Genomic DNA, 19,707 nt, shown 5'->3' with positions numbered 1-19,707 from the left:
GATCGGGACCCTAGAGGGTAGATACGACAGCAGCGCCGGGTGTTCTTGAGGGCCGTCCGGCAGGCCGCGGGATCGGCCCAGCCGCTGAGGTATCGACAGATGGGCCCTGAAGTGGTCGGCTCCGGGAGTCCTTCGGGGGTTGATCATGCTGTTGGTCGGGCGGAGGATTCTTCCTCGTGATCGGTGGTGTGCCGGTCGAGTCTGGCCAGCAGATCGTCCAGGTCGGAGGTGGTGAACTTCCACTGGAACGGCTGTGCTGTGGCGTTGTAGCGGTCTTCGAAGGCTCGGAGCCGGTCTCCGACCTGGGTCAGGCCGGTGAAGTCGTTGGGCGAGACGACCTTGCGCTGGACCACGGAGAAGTAGATCTCCACCTGGTTCAACCACGAGGCGTGGACTGGGGTGTGGACCATGACCGCGTTCGGGAACGCGCTGGCCAGCCGGTCGACGGCCTTCTGGCCGCGGCGGGAGGAGCCGTTGTCCACGATCCAGAAGACGCGTTTGGCGCTCGCGTAGGGCTCGGTGCTCATGACCTGGGTGACCAGGTTCATGAACGGGTCGATGCCGGTGCGCGGCTCGGTGCGGCCGACCACCTTCGCGTTGTGGACGTCGTAGGCGGCCAGGTAGGCCAGCGCGCCGCCGCGTCCGTAGGTGTGGTTGACGCGCATCGCTCTGGCCTGACCGGGGGCGAGGGTGGGGTGGCAGCGGCAGTGGGCCTGGATGGAGGTCTTCTCGTCGGCGCTGATGACGTACTCGTCCTCGCCTAGCGGTTCGCCCTGCCAGGTGCGGGCGTACAGGTCCAGCACACGATGGGCCTTGGGCCGGAACTGCGGGTCGGTGATGAAGATCCAGGAGCGGTGCTGCCAGGGCTTGAGCGCGTCCTCGGCCAGCCAGCGGCGCACGGTGGAGGCCGACACGAACGCGGCGAGGCCCCGCTCGATGGCCTCGCGGGCCAGCTCCGGGCACGACCAGCGGGCCAGCGGCATCCCGGTCTCGGCGGGCAACTGGCAGGCCAGCGCCTTGACCTGGGCGGTCTGCAACGCGGTGAACACGCGCGGGCGGACAGATCCGGCAGGCCCTGCTCGGCGAACCGGCCGCGCCAGGTGCGCACGGTGTCCAGGTGCAGTCCCGTCTCGCGGGCGATGCGCGCGTTGGAGCGTCCGCGCGCCGCGTGCAGCACGACCTGCGCGCGCAGGCGCATCCGGTACTCGGTCTTGTGGCCGTAGGCCATCCTCTTCAGCCGCTCGCGCTCGGCGGCGGTAGGGGCTATCGGGCGGGCCGGGGGAGCGGGCACGGGAGGCTGGCCGATCGGGAGAAGTGGATCACGACAGACCGCAGCCTGCCGTGCCCGCTCCCGGCCCTTTGGGCAGGATGGCCGTCATGCCCACACCTGCGGAATCGACGAGGCTCTCGCTGGAGCAGCAACTTGGCGAGCACGCCCGTACCGCCTGGCCGCAGCTGACGCGGCTGCACGTCCGCCACTGCGGCGCTTTCGCCTACGTGGCGGGAGAACTGGCCGACGGCGAACAGGTCAAGCTGATGCGCCTGCGCTACAACGGAACCGCCACCCGGTGGGGCTTCGCCCTCTACCTGGCCGGCAGTGACCGCTACGAAGACTCCATCCTGCCCACCGGCGGCTTCGCCGACAGCCCCGCAGACGCCCTCGACTGCGCCTGTGGGGTCCACCTCGCCGCAGCCGCACCCGACATCTGACGAGTCGACACGCACGACACAGATTCCGCAGTCAACCCCCGAAGGACTTCCGGAACGAACCACTACTGATCTTTTCGTAAGTTCGGTGGGTGTGGTGGGTGGATGGTCAGGCCGGTGTGGGCGATAAAGGACCATGGCAGTTGTGGGTTGTGGTTGATGCGGTGGATGCCTTGTTCGGTGGCGTCGGCGACATCGGCGGCCACGTCGCACGAGTCCCGGACGACGCCTACGACAATGTCGGCAGCACGAAGGCCTTCACCGAGCCCAAGGGCACGCTGACGACATCGGGTCTGACGCGGCGCCCCTCCTCGGACGGCAGCCAGTCGCCCGGTGGCGTGAGAGCCGACGGTCGCCGGTTCGTCGCCGGGACCGTACCCCTCGCCACTGACCCGCCGGGCTGGCCGTCGACGCCGGGCTGCGACAACGCCCTCGCCTGGAAGGTCCTGCTGGGACTCATACCGGCGACGCCCTTCGGATCACCGGCAAGGTCAAGGTCATCTGTAGCTGACGGCTCACGATGAGGGAGGGCGATCGTCCTGGCTGAACTTGGTGGGGCGGTGCTTCGCCGAGCTGACGAACTAGCAGATACGGTGAGGCGTCCCCCAATCAGTGCAAGCCTCGTGTCGCTCACGGCGGACGACGCCGAGTAGGGGGCTTACGCAACCGGCCCGAGATCGGCCTCGATGACCCTCCGGGTGATCGGGGGCCTGTTCCACAGCGCGAGGATCTCGTTGGCGAGTTCGATGACCGGCAGGGGGTTCCGCTCTCCCTGCACCTCGATCGCGGCAGCCGACAGGCCGCGCGGCACGGCGCCGGCGTCGAGCAGGACGCGCCAATCCTCCGGAGCGAGCTCCAGGAATTCGAGCCCGTCAAGGCGGGCGATCTCCAATGGGTCGGCGAGGGTGCCCGGGTAGGCGGTCAGGGTCCGCAGGCGCGGAAGCCCGACGAGGGAGCGAGGCTGAGCGGTTCGCCTTCCCACACACCGATGCTCAGGGCCTCCAGCCCTGGGTGAGCCGTAGCCGTCACGCTGGGGATGCCGCTCCTGTTCACCCACGCGACGAGCGGGGGCTGTTCCTCGCGATCCACACCCCGCCCCTCCTCGGGCCGCCGGTCGAGGACGAGGTCGGTGAGGGAGTCGGCGACCAGGCCCGCACCACAGTTCTCCTCGTGGCTCATCACGATGATCTGTCCGAGGTGTCCCCTCGGTCCTGGGGTCAGGTCGACGGCGATCCGGTCACCACCCCCCGTGTCACCGAAGACGATCCAGCCGGGCGATCCGACGAGGCCCTGCACGGCCGCGTCGGGCCCGGTCTCGACGGCGTCCATCGCGGCAAACTCCCAGGGCGCCGGACGGGACGCGGCATCGGCGACGTACACCTCGTCCAGCGCGAGAAGTTCACAGCCGACCGCTTTGGCCATGCGCGTTGCCGCGCTGTAGTCCTCGCCGAGATCCCTCCAGCGTCCCCGGGTGACCCGGTACAGCGCCTTCAACTCCTCGGGCAGCGTGACGCGCAGGCGGGTCTCTGCCGCGGCGAGCTCCTCCTCGGTGGCGCCGATCGCACCGGGCAGCCGTTCCCGGAGCGTCCGCTCCAGCAGGGCCGCGTCCGCTGTCGGGGCGGGCACCGCGTCCGGTGTTGGGTCCGGCAGCCGGCGCCAGGGCTCGGGGACGGCTCCCTCGACCAGGACGAGCGCGCCGAGGTGGTTGCCGACCCCCGACTCGACGGCGGGGCCGTTGTCGAAGAGATGGAGCAGGGCCTTGCCGGACGCCGGCGTCTCGAGCATGAAGGAGACCTCGTCGATGTCCGACTCCTCCAGGACGTCCCGTACGCGGCCGATCGCGTCCCACTCCGTCTGTATGTCACTGACCAGCGCGGCCCGCCCTGGCTGGAACGCCGGCCGGGCCGCGGGCACGCTCCAGCTGCCCCTGCCTATGTGGCCCGCCACATACCCGTCGGGTGCGGAGAGCCGCTCCGCATTGTCCTGGAGCAGGAGCCGCAGCAACGGCTCCCAGGTGGCGACGTCGTGGATCGAGGGCAACTCTTCCTCCGTCGTGTCGTGTGCTGAGCCGGAACCGGAGTGCCGCAGTGCGGCGGTCCGGGTCGTCATCGGATGGGGCGTCTCCTGCGCCCGGCGATCTCCGTCGCGAGCGCGCCAAGGAAGAGGACGAGCCCGAGCAGCGCCGTCAGCCCCGCCCCGACGAGGCCAGAGCGGTCGTCGAGTGCGCGTGCCAGGACCGCGCGCTCACTGACGGTGCCCTCCTGGTCGTCGAGGAAGTACCGGGAGTCGTTGGAGTTCGCCCGGTGGTCGCCGAGCAGGAAGAGCCGTCCCTCGGGGACCACCACGTCGTACGCGGTGGCCATGCCCGAGGGGTCGCCTTCCTTGACGTAGGGCTCGGCCAGCGGTTTTCCATTCACGGTCACCGGGTCTCCGGGCTGCTGCGCGACCCGGTCGCCGCCGATGCCGACGACCCGCTGGAGCACCGCCAGGCCGCCGTAACGGCGGGCGGTCCGCTGGAGCACCACATCGCCACGGCGGACGGATCCGGCCTCGATGCGCTCCAGGAGAACACGGTCGCCCGGCGTGTACGTGGGCCGCATGGCGTCGCTCGAGACCTCAGCGGTCGTGTACCCGGCGCCGACGTGCACGACCGCCCCTACCACCAGAACCAGCCCCAGGGCCGCCCCCAGCACCCGGAAGACCGTTCTCACTGTTCCCTCGCCCCGCCCCATGGTTCTTCCTTTCGCAACCCCAGAGACCCGTGTTCCTCGCCGGTCCTGAGGGATCGATCACCGCGCTCCTGCGCCGACTTCGGACGCAGTCGCGACGGATCTAGAGGTTCATCGCCGCACGCGCCGTCGGCCGCCTGTGTTCCAGGCGCGGCATCAGCACATCACCCACTTGCGAGCACCCCCACGGCGCTGCACTCTCCGACCGTCGCAGGGCTCGAGCGTGTTCGCCGTCCCCGGAAGCGATGGAAGGCGTGCCGGAGACCCTCCGGCTGACTGCGCTGGGCGGGCCCGGCCGCGTAGCGGCCGGGGGCCCTCCTGCGATCAGGACTTGACGAGGGTGATGTCGGCGCTAGGGAAGCCGGTGTCGACGGTGACGGGGTAGTCGTGGTCGTCGGCCCTGCCGACGCCCCGGAGCACGGCGTCGCCGGGCTGGAAGGAGGCGGTGGGGTCGATGTTGCTGGGGAAGGACACGGTCCACGGCACTGGGGCGCCGGGTTCGCAGACGACGACCAGATCCTCGTACGAGCCTGACGCGGTTCCGCGCTTCTGTGTTTGGTAGGCGCTGGCAGTGAGGGTGATGCGGGCCGACTTGTTGCAGGTCACCGAGCCGCCGACGGTGATCTGGCCGGTGCGGGTGTCGACCGTGCCCGTGGTGTTCAGGCCCATGCTGATGGCGAGCTCCGCCGGCGGCTCGGGCATGCGGGCGTGGAGCTGGCCGCGCACGGGCAGTGTGGAGCCGCTGCAGTAGCGCTCGAAGGTGGCGTCGATCTCGCGGATGTAGCCGTAGGGGCCGTAGGCGATGTGCGAGATGGTGAACGAGCCGGTGCCGCTCTCGCAGTACCGGTCGGTCACGCTGAACTGCAACTGGGGGTCTTCCGGCCCGGCGTCGGGCCAACTCGAGGCGTTGGTGTATGTCATGCCGGGGATCAGCTTCTGACCGTACGGGGCTTCCATGTGCAGGAACCAGCGCTCGCCCTCGGGTGTGACGATCGTTGCACCTACGGCTGACTGTGAGACAGGCCCCGAGATGTCGAACATCTCGGTCGTCTCCGGGGTGTAAGTGTGGGACTCACCGCCGGAGATGTATTCGCCCGGCTCACCGCTGAAGCTGAGTGATCCCGTCAACGCCTCGTGGGCCTGCGCCGTGCCCGTCAGTGGGACCGCCGTCACCGCCAGGGCGACTGCCGCCGTGAGGGCGGCCGCCGTACGGGCCAGGCAACGGCCCAGAACCCTGTTTCTCATCAAGCGTCTCCTTCATGGGAGCGGCCCCGGTCCCTGACGGACCAGGCTGAGTCACTGACATGGCCACCGAATCCGAGGTTCGGTCCGATCGGACTGGCACTCGGCGTGATGACGAGCCCTCATACGGCCTCGGGGCAGGTCCCCGAGGCCGCGGTGTGGGACTACTTGATGTAGACGAGGCCGTCGGTGGTGATGGTGGGGCGGCCGCTGGTACCGACGACCACGATCTTGACGGTGTGCTTGGCGCTGCTGGTCCAGGCCTTGGTCCAGATCGCCTGTCGGTAGAGCGTGGTGGAGGACTTCAGGTCGACTGTGCTGACCTTGACGCCGTCGACGTAGACATAGGCCTGACCCGAGGTGGAGGCCCGGGAAACCACCCAGGAGGCGGAGCGGCCGGTGAAGGTCCAGGTGAGGCTCGCACCCTTGGAGCCGCTGGAGTAGGACTTACCGCCGAGATAGCTGGTGGAGGACCGGGTCGTCCAGCTGCCGGACTTGGTGGCAGAGCTCTCTTGCAGGATCACGGGTGTGTAGGCGGGAGACGATGTGGTGTAGTTGCCGGCGAAGTCGTAGGCCCGCATCGACCAGGTGCCCGCGGTGCCGGACGCGGCGGTGCGGCTGGAGGTAGTGATAGTCGGGCCGAAGGTCGCCGTGGTCGGGGAGAGCAGCTTCACCTCGCGCAGCGCCTTCTCGTCAGCGGCCTTCCAGGTGAGGGTGGCCGGGACGGCGGTGGTGTTGACGGTTCCGGTTCGTAGGGCCAGCTTCGGTGTGGTGGTGAAGGTGGGCGCGGTGGCATCGGCCACAACGGTCAGCGCGGCAGTGGTTGTTGTCCTTCCGGACTGGTGCACGGCCCGCACTGCGACGGTGTGGCTGCCCACCGCCAGGGTCGCGTTCGCGGAGGTGGCCGTACCGGCGACGGTGGCCGCTACCTTGCCGTCGACCAGCACCTCGTACTTGGAGATGAGGGCGGCCGGGGTGGTCGCCGTCCAGCGCGGGGTGATGGCGCCCTTGGTGTAGTACGTGGAGCCCGACAGGCCCGCGCCGGTGATCGAGGTGACCTTCAGGCCCTGTACGGGGCCGGCCGCCCAGGCGCGGATGGTCGGCAGCTGGGGATAGAGGGAGTTGCCGGGGCACTCGGTGTTGAAGGCGTCGCGGTGGCCGGAAATACGGTTGAACGTGTACTTGGTGCCCGCGGTGAAGCTGGTGCCGGTGTAGTTCTTCTGGGTCGCCCCGGCGTTGAGCTGGACGGTGCCTGCCGGGTCGGCTCCGTACTGGCCGAGCTTCCAGGAAGCCACGCGGGCGACGGAGGCCAGGGCAGCGTTGGACGCGCCGATGGACGTGTGCTCGCCGAGTACCGCGATGCCGGTGGCCTCACGGTTCCAGCCGTAGGTGTGAGCACCGAGCACCGGCAGGTCCACGCCGCCCTTGCGGCCCTCGAAGACGGTTCCGCACTTGTCGACGATGAAGTTGTAGCCGACGTCGTTCCAGCCGCTGACCTGCGTGTGGTACGCGTAGATGCCCCGCACGAGGGACGCCGACTCGGCGCAGGAGTAGTCGTTGGCTCCGGTCGTGTGGTGGACGAAGACGGCCTTCACGTCGGCGTTGTACTCGGACGGGTCGGGGCTGAGCGACTCGTCCGCGCCCCAGCCGGCACGCGAGGTGATCGGCGGCCTGGGCACAGTCGACGGCGGTGCGGAAGGCGTGGTGGCCGACGGACTCGGGGACGCACTCGCCGAAGCCGACGGGGATGCCGAGTCGGTGGGTGTCGCCGTGGCCGTGTTGTCGGTCGGCTCCGGGGACGTGGGATCGCTCGGTGCCGGGGACGTGTCGGTCGGGCCGTCCGTCGGCGTCGCGGTCGCGCCATCGGACGGTGTGGCGGAATCGGCGGGAGTGGCCGCCGGACTGCTCCCCTCGGCGACGAACGCCGCCGGCTCGGTCGCACGCGCCTCGGCGTCGGTCACCACACCAGGGTCGACCAGGCTGACCTTCAGCCCCTTGGGCAGCGCGCCCGTGGTGCCGTCCTCGTGCACCACCCGGGCCTCGACACCGTTCGAGGGGCCGACCCACAGTGGCTCGGACGCGCCGCGCATTCCGGCCTCGGGGTCCTCCGGTGGGTCGACATTGACTTCGAGATCCCGCCAGGCACTCCACTCACCGCCGTCCAGACCACGCGTGCGGACCTGCGCCGTTCCGTCGAGCTGCTTGACGGCCCCCGTCCAGGAGACACCGACCAGAGAGAACTGCTCCGTGTCCGTACGCGGCAACTCCCGCTTGCCGCCCGCGGTCCCCTTCAGCGTGAGGTCGTAGACCTTCACGGGCCGCTTGGCCCGGCCCTGCGCACCGGGGTCCGAAGGGCTGGCGACGGCGTACGTCACCACACCCCCGCCCCCCACGACCACCGCTGCGAGCGTCAGCCACGTGCGCCGTTTCAAGCTCAGTGGTCTGTACGCATGCGACGTGCGACGACTCACGATGTATCCACCCCACAGAAGGCCCGCGAAGGCCACGGACGAACAAGTCACATGAGGCACACCCCTCACAGGCGGCCCGCATGTCCCAGCGCAACCCGACCGGCAAACATCACGCGGGAACCGGCTGCGGTGACGCAGATCACTTCGGCTGCGAGGTGTGGATGCCGCCTGTGCACGTCTGCCTGAGTGGCACAGCCAACGAACGCCAGCTGGTGCTCAAGCCAAGGATGTTGCTCCGGATCAGGGGTTGTGCTGCGTGACGGTGCGCGAGCGGACGGTCCGGCGCGGGCGGAAGGTCACGCTGAGCCCGTCGCACGACAACGCCGAGGCCAGGCCCATCGCGAGAGCATGATCCAGCGTCACGCTGAGACCGGACCAATCCGGGTGTGCGGCCCGATGAGAGCTCCGACGCGGCCCGCTGACCCGGGTCGGTCGCCGTCAGCCGCTTCTGGCCGGCTCACAGGGCTCTGATCTACGCAGTCGGCATGGGACGGCCGGACAGCTCGCCGATCCCTCGCACCTGGCCACCGCATGATCCCGAGTGACCGGCCGCGTTGGCGAGATACAGCCGCCGACGGCATGCGTCGAGGTGCGCCAGCAGTTGATCGAACATGTCGTTCAGAGCCACGACGGAGATCTGGCCGACCCACGCGAAGCCATGCCCGCGGTGTTCCTTCAACGCCCGCCCACCCCGAGCACTCATTGCACTACGACCCCTGGAGGTGTCGGACATTTTGCTACGAAACGGTGTCGTCGAGGGTCAGCGACTGCGTCACGTGTCTTGCCTTGCCTCTAGTATCACCAGCCATGTCATGGCAAGAGCAGGCCAACGGCGCGGCGCCGGGCACGCCAAAGGTGTACCGCCCGTCCGTCGAGACGGAGCCCGATTACCAGCGGTTTGCCGATCCGGCGGCCGCTCACGGCTGGGAGAACGCATACGACGAAACGCGTGAACTGCCAGTGATCCTTGGCGCCCATGATCCCAAGGGGCCTGATCAGGGGCGGGGGGCGCGGCGACGAGCACGGCCTGCGCGGGGCCCGCGGGTGCCCCGCCAGGCGGTCGCCGTCGGCGTTCTCGGGTCCGTGGGTCTTGCCGTCGCGCTCGCCGTGGGCCTCACCTCCGGTTCATCCGGGACTCAGGGAGGGGTCCAGGAGCCTGCGCAGCCGAACACGGCTCGGTCCGTGTCGCCAACAGAGGGAGGCGCTTCTTCCTCCGTCGCCGGCGAGCCGTCCGGCACCAGCGCCCCGGACCTCGGCGTCAAGGAGCCTCCCCCTGCAGGAGCACCCCGGAGTGACTCCCCCGCGGACAGCGGGACCTCGGCGCCCTCCTCCGCCTCATCCACGGCCCAGGAACCCACCGCAACCACGACCGGGCCGGGCAACATCAACGGAAAGCCCGCCCGGGGGCGCGGGGCGACCAAAGGCCCCAAGTAGGTGAACTGCCGGGCACCCGGCGCTGAAGGGCTGGTCCTGTGTACGTGTGCGCGAGGTGTCCTCCGGCCCGACGTAGGCGACGCGCCACTCCTCCCGTTTCGCTCGTCAAAGCGAGACGGCCGAACACCCTGCCCCCGGTTCACCACTGCAGCAACACCGGATGGTCCACGTGACGCAGCGCAGTTCGCGCTGCTAGCGACGGCTTTGACCTGGCTCCGTCGGTGGCTGGCGTGGCGTTGTCGCTGATTCATTGGCCGTGGATCGCGAACCTGCGTGGTCACTCTCCGTGTTGGCATCCAGCGGGACTCCCACCGCCCTTGCCATCGTCACGACCTGGGGGCGATCGCATCCGGACCGGCTCACGAACGCTCGACCCGATCACCGTCAACCACGCTTGTGTTGGTGAGGCGTGACATTCTGTTTGCTCCTGTCGCTGGCATGGATGGGTGTTTACATTCGGCACCTGTGTGTCGTGGGAGCGGAACGAAGAGGGACGCGTGGCCAAGGGTGGGGACGGCGGGCGCAAGCCGGAGGCGTACGACGATGAACTCGGAGCGGCAGTAGCGCGAGCGCAGAGCGGTGACGAGGGTGCCTTCTCGATGGCGTACCAGCTTGTTCAGCCGCCCCTGCTGAGGTTCCTGCGGGGAATGGTCGGAGAGGATGCCGAGGACGTGGCTTCCGACGCGTGGCTCGAGATTGCACGCGACCTGAGCCGTTTCCGCGGCGACGGAGCCGGCTTTCGGGCCTGGACTGCAACCATCGCCCGCCACCGGGCTCTCGATCACCTCCGCCGGCTCAAGAGCCGTCCGCGCTCGGCCCATCTGGAACATGAAGACGTCGCAGGCCTTCCGGCGCGCCAGGACACAGCCTCCGAGGCCTTCGAGAGGCTCTCCACCGAACGGGCCCTCGCTTTGATCCATACGCTGCCCCGTCAGCAGGCTGAGGCCATACTTCTCCAGACCGTGATCGGCCTTGACGGACCCTCTGTGGCGCGCGTCATGGGCAAACGCCCCGGCGCAGTCCGCTCCGCGGTGCACCGCGGCCTGAAGCGGCTCGCCCGGGAACTCGCGGCGCCCAGCCGCGAACATGTGACGAATTCCGACTCCCGACCGCTGGGAGATGCAAGATGACCGCCAACCGATCTGGAGACGCCGTGCGCCGCGAGGAGGAACAGCAGTCGGCAACAGTGGACGATGTCCTGACCGCCGCCGCTCGTACGGCTCCCTCTGCTCCGCAGACACCCGACCACATTCTGGCCGCGTTCCGTGCGGCACGCGACGAAAACACCCTTAGCCTCCCCACCCGCCCGGCTGACGACTGGCGTGCCGCCGAGCCCTCGCGGCGCAGGCGCTGGATCAGAGCCGGAGCCGGTGCTCTCGTCGGCGGCGTGCTGCTGGGCGGCGTGGCCATGGCCACCGGAGCCGTTCCCGCCCGTTCAGAGAAGCCCACCCAGCCACCTCCAAGTCAGTCATCATCCCCGTCACCTGTCTTTTCACCACCGACGGCCGAACCCAGGAGCGGAGTTGGACCATCCGGTCCGCCCGCCGGGGACGGCAAAGCCGCCATCAAACGACCGCTCACGGCAAAGGACCAGGTGGCCCACTGTCGCGTCTATGCGAAACAGTCACAGCGTGACACCTCGGCAGACAGCGCCGTACGACAGCGTCTGGAGGAAGCAGCCGGCGGCCCCGCGATGGTGGCCTCGTACTGCGCCGGAGTGCTGGCGCAGTCGACGCGCGCGGCCGCGGCCCCATCGCCCGAGGTGAAGAAGCCCGACCCCGTTACTCCAGAGAGATCCAGGAAGCCGCAAAAGGACCCAGCCGGCAAGGGGAAGCCGCCGAACGAGCCGCACTGAGGCCCCTGCGGAGCCATCGTCAGACTGGCGCGTCATGCCGGGCACATGGGTGACGTCGAGTTCCTCAACCGTAGGGGTGAGACATGAAGTGGGTCGGGGACGCGCGGCTGGCAGCCGGGCCTGAGGCCACCTGGTACTTGGAGACGGCTTTCACGCCCGGTGCCCACTTGGGGACGGTGTACGACGATCCGGCAACACCCGTCGTTGTGACGAACATCGAGGAGGTGACGTCCATCCGTGTACCCAGCGGCCGTCTAGTGGTCGATGCGCCGTGGGACGACGACGACACCTGGAGATATGAGCGCGGGTTGCCGACGAGGCCCCCGCGGGAGCTGGCGGTGCGTATTTCCCCGGGCGTCTACCGAGTGGAGATCGCGTGGACGGCGGGCCCGTACGCTTTCTGGACCCGTCGGCGGCGGTGTCGGCGGCCTGACGGATACTGCTCGCCCGTGCCGCGAGGTGCTGTTCCACCTGATCAGCGCCACGCGGCAGGACGCGCAGTCCAGCCTGTGACGGCTCGTTTTGCACAGTCCGCTCACGCATCGCTCACGCAGCCGGTCGGTGACACGGACGAGGCGATCGAGGGGCTGGCGACGGCAAGCGGTGTACATGGCCCTCGGGGGCGAGCAGTTGCGTGAGGCCTTCGAGGTCACCGGTGCTGGCCGCGGTCTGGAACGCGGCAACGAGGCGACGGTGTGACTCAACGGGGACTGGCCGGTCGCGGTCACGCTCGAGGCGGGCATGCGCGCGGTGGACCAGCACCCGTGCGTTCTGGACGCTGATCCGAAGCAACCCCGCAAGATCGGCATAGCTGTAGTCGAAGCCGTTCCGCAGTACGTAGGCCGCCAGCCCATTCGGCGTCAGCCTCGCCATGAGCAGGGCCAAGGCCGTCTCAAGCGCCACGGCTTGCTCGGCGCGCAGCACGGGATCCTCGGCGGCCCGGTCGACGACACCGACCAACTGCGACTCGGTCGGGGTTTCGCGGCGGTGTCGCGCGGACTGGATGACGTTGATCGCCAGATTGGTCGTGGCCGTGGTCAGGTACGCGGCCGGATTCTTGATCTTCGTGCGGTGGGTGAGCTGCCAGCGCAGCCACACCTCCTGGACCAGGTCTTCGGCTCCCGAGACGTCGCCGACAATTTGGTGGGCGATGCGGAACAGTCGTGTCCGTTGGGCTAGGAAGATGTCAAGGGCGAGGTCCAGGTCGTACTCGGCCGACGGGGCGACCGGGGGTTCGGCTGGCGTCGTCGTCTCCAGGCTGGGCGCGGACATCGGGGACTCCTCTTCGTGGACGGCGCCCATCGAGGGCGACGGCTCCACCCTCAGTCCGCGGCACAGCTCATCGCGCCCTGGAAGTCCGTGGTCGAGTCCGTGGTCGAGTCCGGGGGGACCCCGGGGGCCCCGAAGTTTGCCCGCACCGGCTCTCAGCCGGATTGCACCGTACCCGCGCCCCTGGTGTCCGCGGCCGGGGCGATCGCGAGGGCACCCGGCAGCGAGCGACGTGAGCTGACCCCGAGCTTCTTGTACACCTTCCGCAGGTGCCACTCCACGGTGTGTGGGCTGATGAACAGCTCCGAACCGATCTTCGCGTTCGTCAAGCCGCCGGCGGCGAGCGTCGCGACCTGCAACTCCTGTGAGGTCAGGGCACTCGCCGACTCGATTTCCCGCACCCGGACGTGCACGCCACTGGCGAGCAGCTCGCGGCGAGCTCGCTCGGCGAACGCGTTCGCCCGCATTCCGTCGAACATCTTGTAGGCCGTGCGAAGGTGCTCTCGGGCCAGCGAACGGCGGCCGGTCCGGCGCAGCCACTCGCCGTACAGCAGGTGGGTGCGTGCCACCTCCACGACCAGGCGGCAGCGGCCGAACTCTTCGATCGCGCTCCGATACAGACCATCGGCCTCCTCAGCGTCGTCGGTGAGGAGAGCCTGGCTGCGAGCGCTGGCGCCACGGGCCCATCCGGAATCGGCAGCGCGGGTGAGTTCGACCAGCCGGCCAAGCGAGACGCGGGCCTGGCCGAGCTCGCCGCACCGGGTCGCGGCCTCGACGTGTTCGACCAGCGACAGGCCGGTGAAGATGAACCCGTCGTGCTCGATACCCGAGCGGGCGGCTACCAGCGCCTGGTCGTAGCGTGCCAGGCCGTTGTACAGCACGCCTTGGGCATAGCTCGTGACACCCAGGAGGGACACTTCGCCACCTTGCGCGGCGCTCGCCTTGACGGCTTCGACGATGCCGGCGGCAGCGTTCTCGTCACCTCGCCACCCGGCCAGGGCAAGCTTCGCGTATTTGAGCGGCGCGTGGCCGGTCGCGGCGGCGATCGCGTCGGCTTCGTCGACTATTCGGGCTGCCTCGGCGAAGTCGCCGCAGCGGAGGTGCACCCCAGCGGTGTAGTTCAGTGCCAGTAGCAGCGCGCCGGGCGCTCCATTGTCGCGAGCCAGGCGCACCGCACGAGTCGCCAGCGTGTCCCACGCGTGCAGGTCCCAGGCCTGGTGAATGAACGCCTCGATCGCGACCGGGACCAGGAGAAGCCAACGCATCGTGGCTTCCCGGGTGCCTAGGTCCTCATGCGCAAGAGGCTCCAGCGCGCGACGCAGTGCCGGGACACCGGACTCGTAGCCGTCTGCGAGGAGCGTGGCTACACCGTCCAGGAGCAAGTCGGCGGCCTTGGAGCCTGACGAGGGCGCTCCGGATGCGCGGGCCGCGATCGCCACGGCACGGGCACCTGTCGGCCCCTGGATCCTGCCAGCGAAGATCGTCGCGCTGATCGCCTCGAGGTAGGTCTCGCGCGCCAGTGGCGACCCGGCGGCAGCAAACTGTGCAGCGGCGTCGAGGAACAGAGATGCCGCTTCGTCGCTGCGGCTGCGGGCGAAGACAATCCTGGCACGCAGGCGCGCCAAGCGGGCGCGGTCCAAGGGGCTGAGAGGGCACAATTCGGCCAGCGTCGCCAGTTCCGTGGCGCGGCCAGGCGATGCGGCCGAGAAGTGCGCCTCGGCGGCCGCGAGGGCTCGGCGCCCCCGCCACAAGGAGTCCGGCGTCACCTCGGCTGCGCGCTCCAGCAGTACCGCTTCTGCGGCCATGCCGCCGCGCTGCCGCGCGCGGCCAGCGGCCTGCTCCAGCCCTGCGGCGACCTCCTCGTCCGGCCCATCGGCGGCCTGCGCGGCATGCCAGGCGCGCCGGTCGGGATCCAGGACCGGGTCCGTGGCCGCGGCCAGGGCCCGGTGCACCGCTCGGCGTTCTTCGGGGTCGGCTTGTTGGTAGACCGCCGAACGGACCAGCGGGTGTCGAAACCGAACGGACTCACCGAGCTCGATCAAGCCGGCCGCCTTGGCCGGTGCGCTATTAATAGTGACCTTTAGGTAGGCCGCTGCACGGGACAGCAAGAGCGCGTCACCGACGGGTTCCGCCGCAGCGATCAGCAGCAGCGTCCGGGTCGGCGCCGGCAGCGAACCGAGCCGGCTGGCGAAGTCCCGTTCGACGCGGCTCGACACCGTCCCTTGGGCAGTCGGGGAACTCGAGTCCAAGCCGTATGCCAGCTCGGCGGCGCTACGGCCGCGGGAGAACTCGAGCAGTGCGAGTGGGTTGCCGTTCATCTCGGCAACGAACCGGTCTCGAACCCGCTTCTCCACCCGCCCGCCGACGGCGGCCTCGAGGAGTTCTCCGGCCGAGGCGGCATCGAGACCGCCGATCTGCATTTCCGGCAGACCGGCGAGTGCGGCCTGCCCTTCAGGGTCGCATACCGCGAACACCATCGCTACTGCCTCGGCGAGGAGTCGTCGAGCCACGAACTCCAGTGTCTGCAAGGACACCTGGTCCAGCCACTGGGCGTCATCGACTATGACGAGCACCGGTCGGGACTCTGAGGCGCGGGTGAGTAGAGTCAGCACGGCGAGACCGACCAGGAAGCGGTCAGGCGGGTCTCCGGCCGCCATCCCGAACGCCACGCGGAGGGCATCGCGCTGGGGTCCCGGCAATGCTTCGACCTCGGCCAGGAACGGCGTACACAGCTGGTGCAGGCTCGCGTAGGGCAGCTCCATGTCGGCCTCGATGCCTCGCGCTCGGGTCACCGTCACCCGTGACGCTTGTGCGGCCACATACTCCAAAAGTACCGACTTCCCGATGCCTGCTTCGCCACGGATTACCCATACTCGGGACCCACCTTCACGCAGGCCGACCAGCAGGTCATCGAGCGCCGTGCACTCGCGATACCGGCCAACCAGGACGGCAAGCGGGCTGTCGGTCATGCGAGGCAGACTCCTAGAGGACTCCTGGGACGACCCCCAGGGCGATTGTCGGACAATCGACGAAATGATACCTGGGAGGGTTCCCTCCCTCTATTTCGGACCACCGTGAGGCATGGGATGAATGAGTCCTTCCGTGAAAAACAGGACGGGGTGAACCCTCAAAAGCCACCAGTCACCACAAACCGCGCAGGCAGCCGGACATCTCAACGGCTGTGACGGACTGCACACCGTGCAACGCTCCGGGAGTGCCACAGCCGGCGCCGCTATCCGGTCGAGCATCGCCTATCGTCCGTCCGCCGCTACAGGAGGTCCCGTGTCATCGCTCGGACACCAACTCGCCACATCCGTGCTCGTGGTGGGAACCGGTGGCTCAGGCCTTCGCGCAGCCATCGAAGTCGCCGAGGCTGGTGTCACGGTCATCGCGGTGGGCAAACGCGTGGCTGACGATGCCCACACCGTCATGGCATCCGGTGGTATCAACGGGGCGCTGGCCACCACCGACCCCGCCGACACGTGGGAGCAGCATGCGGCTGACACGTTGCAGGAGAGCTGCTTACTGGCCGACCCACGCGCCGTGCTGGTTGTGACCCGCCACGCCGCGCAAGGAATCTCCGACTTGGAGCGCTACGGCATGCGTTTTGACCGTCAAGGCGACGGCCGGATCGCCCAACGCTACTTCGGCGCCCACACCTACCGACGCACCGCGTTCGTCGGCGACCACACCGGATCGGAGATGCAACGAGTGCTCGGCGAACGCGCGAACGAGCTCGCCATTCCCGTCCTGTCGAGCTTGTACGTCACCCGACTGCTGGTCGACGATGGGACAGTGTTCGGTGCCTATGGATTCGACCTCGTCAACGGCTCGCGCTACCTCGTGCATGCAGACGCCGTGATCCTCGCGACAGGAGGGCACACTCGTATCTGGCGGCATACGTCCTCGCGTCGTGACGAGAACACCGGCGACTCCTTCCGCCTCGCCGCCGAGGCCGGTGCCCGCTTGCGTGACGCCGAGTTGGTGCAGTTCCACCCCTCCGGGCTGATCAAGCCGGAGAACGCGGCCGGCACGCTTGTCAGCGAGGCTGCACGCGGCGACGGCGGGATCCTGCTCAACAACCTCGGTGAGCGGTTCATGACCCGCTACGACTCCGAGCGAATGGAGCTCTCCAGCCGGGACAGGGTCGCGCTGGCGTCCTATACCGAGATCAAGGAGGGCCGCAGAACCCAGGCCGGCGGCGTGTGGCTCGACCTGTCCCACCTGCCGCGTGAGACGGTTTTGACGTGGATGCCGCGGGTGCACCGGACCCTGTTGGACCTGCAGATGCTCGATGTCACCCGCGACCCGATCGAGGTCGCACCGACTGCCCACTACTCTATGGGCGGCGTATGGGTCAGGCCTGAGGACCACGGTACCGATGTCAACGGGCTCTTTGTGATCGGGGAGGCTGCCAGTGGTCTGCACGGCGCGAACCGGCTGGAGGGAAACTCGCTGATCGAACTACTCGTCTACGGCCAAATCGCTGGCCGGGCCGCGGCGGAGTACTCGGCCAAGCTCACCAGCCAGCAACGGTCGCCAGGAGCGATTCGCGACGCAGAGGCGGACGTGAACCGGCTTCTGGCCGCTGACGGCGACCAAAACGTTCGCGCACTGCAACGGTCGGTGCGCCAACTGATGACGGAGCATGCCGGTGTCGTGCGAAACGAGGCCGGCTCGCCGCCGGGCTCGCCGGACTCGGCGAGATCGAGACCCGAATGGTGGACGTGGGCGTATACGTCGACGTCAGCGGCTTTCAGGACCTTGCGTGCGCCTTCGACCTCAGGTCCACCGTACTCGCCGCTCGAGCGACACTCGAGTGCGCGTTGGAGCGGCGGGAGACACGAGGCTGTCACAACAGGTTCGATTACCCCGATCTCAACCCGGACCTGAAAGTCAACCTGGTGTGGTCGCCAGAGACCGGGGTGCGCCGCGAACCTGTCCCACCAATCCCCAGCGACATCGCTGAGTTGATGCACGGCGTATCAGCCGACGGCAAGTTGCTCGAGTAGAAGCACTCTGCAGGCGCTGCTACCGGATCGTGACTCTCGGGATCGGTACGCCGCGTCAGGGGCAGCGTCCAACTTCGCCCGGCAGCAGGTGGTCTGGTGCGGCTACGAGGGCGAGCGCCTGTTACCGGTAGTTCGTTAAATTCGGCGGTGGGGTGGGTTGACGGCAGGTCGGCTCGGTCGTAGGCCGGTGGTAGGAGTCAACTGCTTTGCTGGGGACTGAAGATGACTGCTCGCCGTCCGTGTCCGCCTGCGCCGGGTTGGTTGGAGGAGTACGCGGCCCGGTTCGACGACATCTTCTTCAGCCTGGCTCAGCGGCGGGGTTTCCGCGAGTCCCTGACCGGGTTGCTGGCGCCGCGGGACCGGAACAAGACGATCACCTGCCTGGCAGGATCGGAGCCGGTGGCGGGTGCGGGGATGCCGGGGGTGCAGCGGCTGCAGTTCTTCCTGTCCGAGTCGCCCTGGGAGGCCGAGCTGGTCAACGACCGGCGCCTCGAGCTGCTGTGTGAGGAGCCGGCGACGGCTCCGCACGACGGCGGGGTCATCGTGATCGACGACTCCGGGGACCGCAAGGACGGCACGACCGCGCATGTGGGCAGGCAGTGGCTGGGTCGGCTGGGCAAGACGGACAACGGCATCGTCACGGTGACCACGGTGTGGACCGACGGCCGTGTGTACTACCCGCTGCACGCGACTCCCTATACCCCTGCCCATCACTTCGCCCGCGGCCGGTCCGATCCGGCCTTCCGTACGAAACCGCAGCTGGCCGCCGCCCTCGCGGCCCGCGGGAAGAAGGCGGGCTTCGGCTGCCGGGCGGTGGTCGCCGACTGCGCCTACTCCGTCAGTGACGACTGGTACCTCGCACTGCGCGAGGCCGGCCTGGCCCACGTGGTCGCGCTCAAGCCGCACCGCGGCACCTGGGCCCCGGCCGACCAGCCGCACACCCCCATCGAAGCCGCCCAGGCCCTGACCTGGCGCGATGCCAAGCGACCCGGCGACTGGACGCCCGTGGAGCGTCACTTCCGCGACGGGCACACCGAGACCTGGTGGGCCGCTGACGCCCGCCTGGGCGGCTACGGCCCCGACTCACCCTGCCGGCTGGTCGTGGCCACCACCGACCCGGCAAGTCTGCCGGAGAAGGCAACCTGGTACCTGGCCACCAACCTGCCCCACCCCGACGCACCCCACGCCACCACCGGCTCGCACCCGCCGGCCGTCCTCGCAGAGATCGTCCGCCTCTACGGCCTGCGGCCATGGATCGAGCAGAGCTACAAACAGATCAAGGACGAACTCGGCTGGGCCGACTTCCAAGTCCGCTCCGACCGAGCCATCCGCCGCCACCAGACCCTGGTCAACTGCGCTTTCTCCTTCTGCTGGGACCAGTGGTTCACTCCACCCGGACCGCTCGATGCCGCCGCACCGGACCCGTGCCCCGACGAAGGGCCAGAGAGGGGGACCGGCCTTGTCCCACCGGCCCCAACAGCCCTGCTGGCCCAAGGCATTCCGCGCCATCCGTTCCTGGCTCACCCCCGCCATCACCCTGAACCGGTGGTGGCGAGCCTGGACGGACACGGACCCACCCTTCGAGCTCCAGGCCCTGATCGACGCGGTCACCACCGGACACGGCATTGACCTCTACCTCCGGATTTAACGAACTACCGGTAGATACGCGAAGCAGCTGCGGTGTCCGACGCATCGGTCGAAGTCTGCGAGTGAACCCTGCTCTTGATCGTGGACACCTAGAGACTGGAACCTGAGATTCCAGAGGAAGTAGCACCAGGTGGGAAGCAAGTGCACGAAGCGGTACATCGACCAGTTCGCTATGCCGAGTGCCTTGTCCATCGATGGATGTAATGCTTTCAACAGATGTCTTGTCGTAAGGGGGAAAGTCAAGATCCGAGGAGTGAAGTGATGACTCAGCCCATCCTTGAGCCTGCAGCTCTGGAGCTCGCGGAGGCGACGGCCAATCCGCCGTTCCTGTATGAGCTCGG

General features: G+C 68.6%; 11 protein-coding genes and 3 pseudogenes. 5 read left to right on the top strand and 9 right to left on the bottom strand.

Annotated features, from left to right (window positions below):
- Positions 1–143: 143 nt before the first annotated feature.
- The gene (locus ACWCPM_RS30915) at positions 144–1,100 is read right to left on the bottom strand and encodes an IS630 family transposase (protein WP_450979576.1); all 957 of its coding nucleotides are present in this window, start codon (positions 1,098–1,100) and stop codon (positions 144–146) included.
- A pseudogene (locus ACWCPM_RS30910) lies at positions 1,073–1,198 on the bottom strand (helix-turn-helix domain-containing protein); the annotation flags it as partial. The pseudogene ACWCPM_RS30910 and the gene ACWCPM_RS30915, both read right to left, overlap by 28 nt.
- 179 nt (positions 1,199–1,377) lie before the next feature.
- Here ACWCPM_RS30910 and ACWCPM_RS30905 point away from each other — a divergent pair.
- Positions 1,378–1,710, top strand: a complete 333-nt coding sequence (locus ACWCPM_RS30905) for a hypothetical protein (RefSeq protein WP_450979563.1) — start codon at positions 1,378–1,380, stop codon at positions 1,708–1,710.
- Positions 1,711–1,799: 89 nt separating this feature from the next.
- A complete protein-coding gene (locus tag ACWCPM_RS30900) occupies positions 1,800–2,231 on the top strand; it encodes a hypothetical protein (protein WP_450979562.1) in 432 nt (143 codons plus the stop codon).
- A 134-nt stretch (positions 2,232–2,365) separates the two neighbouring features.
- Here ACWCPM_RS30900 and ACWCPM_RS30895 read toward each other — a convergent pair.
- From ACWCPM_RS30895 to ACWCPM_RS30875, 5 genes and pseudogenes are all read right to left on the bottom strand, one after another.
- Positions 2,366–3,747: pseudogene (locus ACWCPM_RS30895) on the bottom strand (SMI1/KNR4 family protein).
- A 65-nt stretch (positions 3,748–3,812) separates the two neighbouring features.
- On the bottom strand, positions 3,813–4,439 hold the full coding sequence (gene lepB / locus ACWCPM_RS30890) for a signal peptidase I (RefSeq protein ID WP_450979561.1): 627 nt from the start codon (positions 4,437–4,439) through the stop codon (positions 3,813–3,815).
- 321 nt (positions 4,440–4,760) lie between these two features.
- A complete protein-coding gene (locus ACWCPM_RS30885) occupies positions 4,761–5,681 on the bottom strand; it encodes a hypothetical protein (protein ID WP_450979560.1) in 921 nt (306 codons plus the stop codon).
- A gap of 161 nt (positions 5,682–5,842) precedes the next feature.
- On the bottom strand, positions 5,843–8,110 hold the full coding sequence (locus ACWCPM_RS30880; RefSeq protein ID WP_450979559.1) for an N-acetylmuramoyl-L-alanine amidase: 2,268 nt from the start codon (positions 8,108–8,110) through the stop codon (positions 5,843–5,845).
- A gap of 279 nt (positions 8,111–8,389) precedes the next feature.
- Positions 8,390–8,512, bottom strand: a complete 123-nt coding sequence (locus tag ACWCPM_RS30875; RefSeq protein ID WP_450979558.1) for a hypothetical protein — start codon at positions 8,510–8,512, stop codon at positions 8,390–8,392.
- A 1,568-nt stretch (positions 8,513–10,080) separates the two neighbouring features.
- On the opposite strand from ACWCPM_RS30875, the gene ACWCPM_RS30870 reads away from it, so the two are divergent.
- Positions 10,081–10,713, top strand: coding sequence for an RNA polymerase sigma factor (locus tag ACWCPM_RS30870; RefSeq protein WP_450979557.1), 633 nt, complete (start codon positions 10,081–10,083; stop codon positions 10,711–10,713).
- 1,271 nt (positions 10,714–11,984) lie between these two features.
- Here ACWCPM_RS30870 and ACWCPM_RS30865 read toward each other — a convergent pair.
- Both ACWCPM_RS30865 and ACWCPM_RS30860 read right to left on the bottom strand, forming a co-directional pair.
- Positions 11,985–12,710, bottom strand: coding sequence for a sigma factor (locus ACWCPM_RS30865; protein WP_450979556.1), 726 nt, complete (start codon positions 12,708–12,710; stop codon positions 11,985–11,987).
- A gap of 152 nt (positions 12,711–12,862) precedes the next feature.
- Positions 12,863–15,676, bottom strand: a complete 2,814-nt coding sequence (locus tag ACWCPM_RS30860) for an ATP-binding protein (protein WP_450979555.1) — start codon at positions 15,674–15,676, stop codon at positions 12,863–12,865.
- A 346-nt stretch (positions 15,677–16,022) separates the two neighbouring features.
- On the opposite strand from ACWCPM_RS30860, the pseudogene ACWCPM_RS30855 reads away from it, so the two are divergent.
- Positions 16,023–17,719: pseudogene (locus tag ACWCPM_RS30855) on the top strand (FAD-binding protein).
- Positions 17,720–17,941: 222 nt separating this feature from the next.
- Entirely contained in the window at positions 17,942–19,348 is a 1,407-nt protein-coding gene (locus ACWCPM_RS30850) for an IS701 family transposase (RefSeq protein ID WP_450979554.1), read from the top strand.
- The last annotated feature ends 359 nt before the right edge of the window (positions 19,349–19,707 follow it).

The organism is Streptomyces sp. NPDC002309 (genome assembly GCF_053593375.1).
The sequence above is the reverse complement of the archived record's forward strand: the minus strand, read 5'-3'. Positions and strand labels throughout refer to the sequence as shown.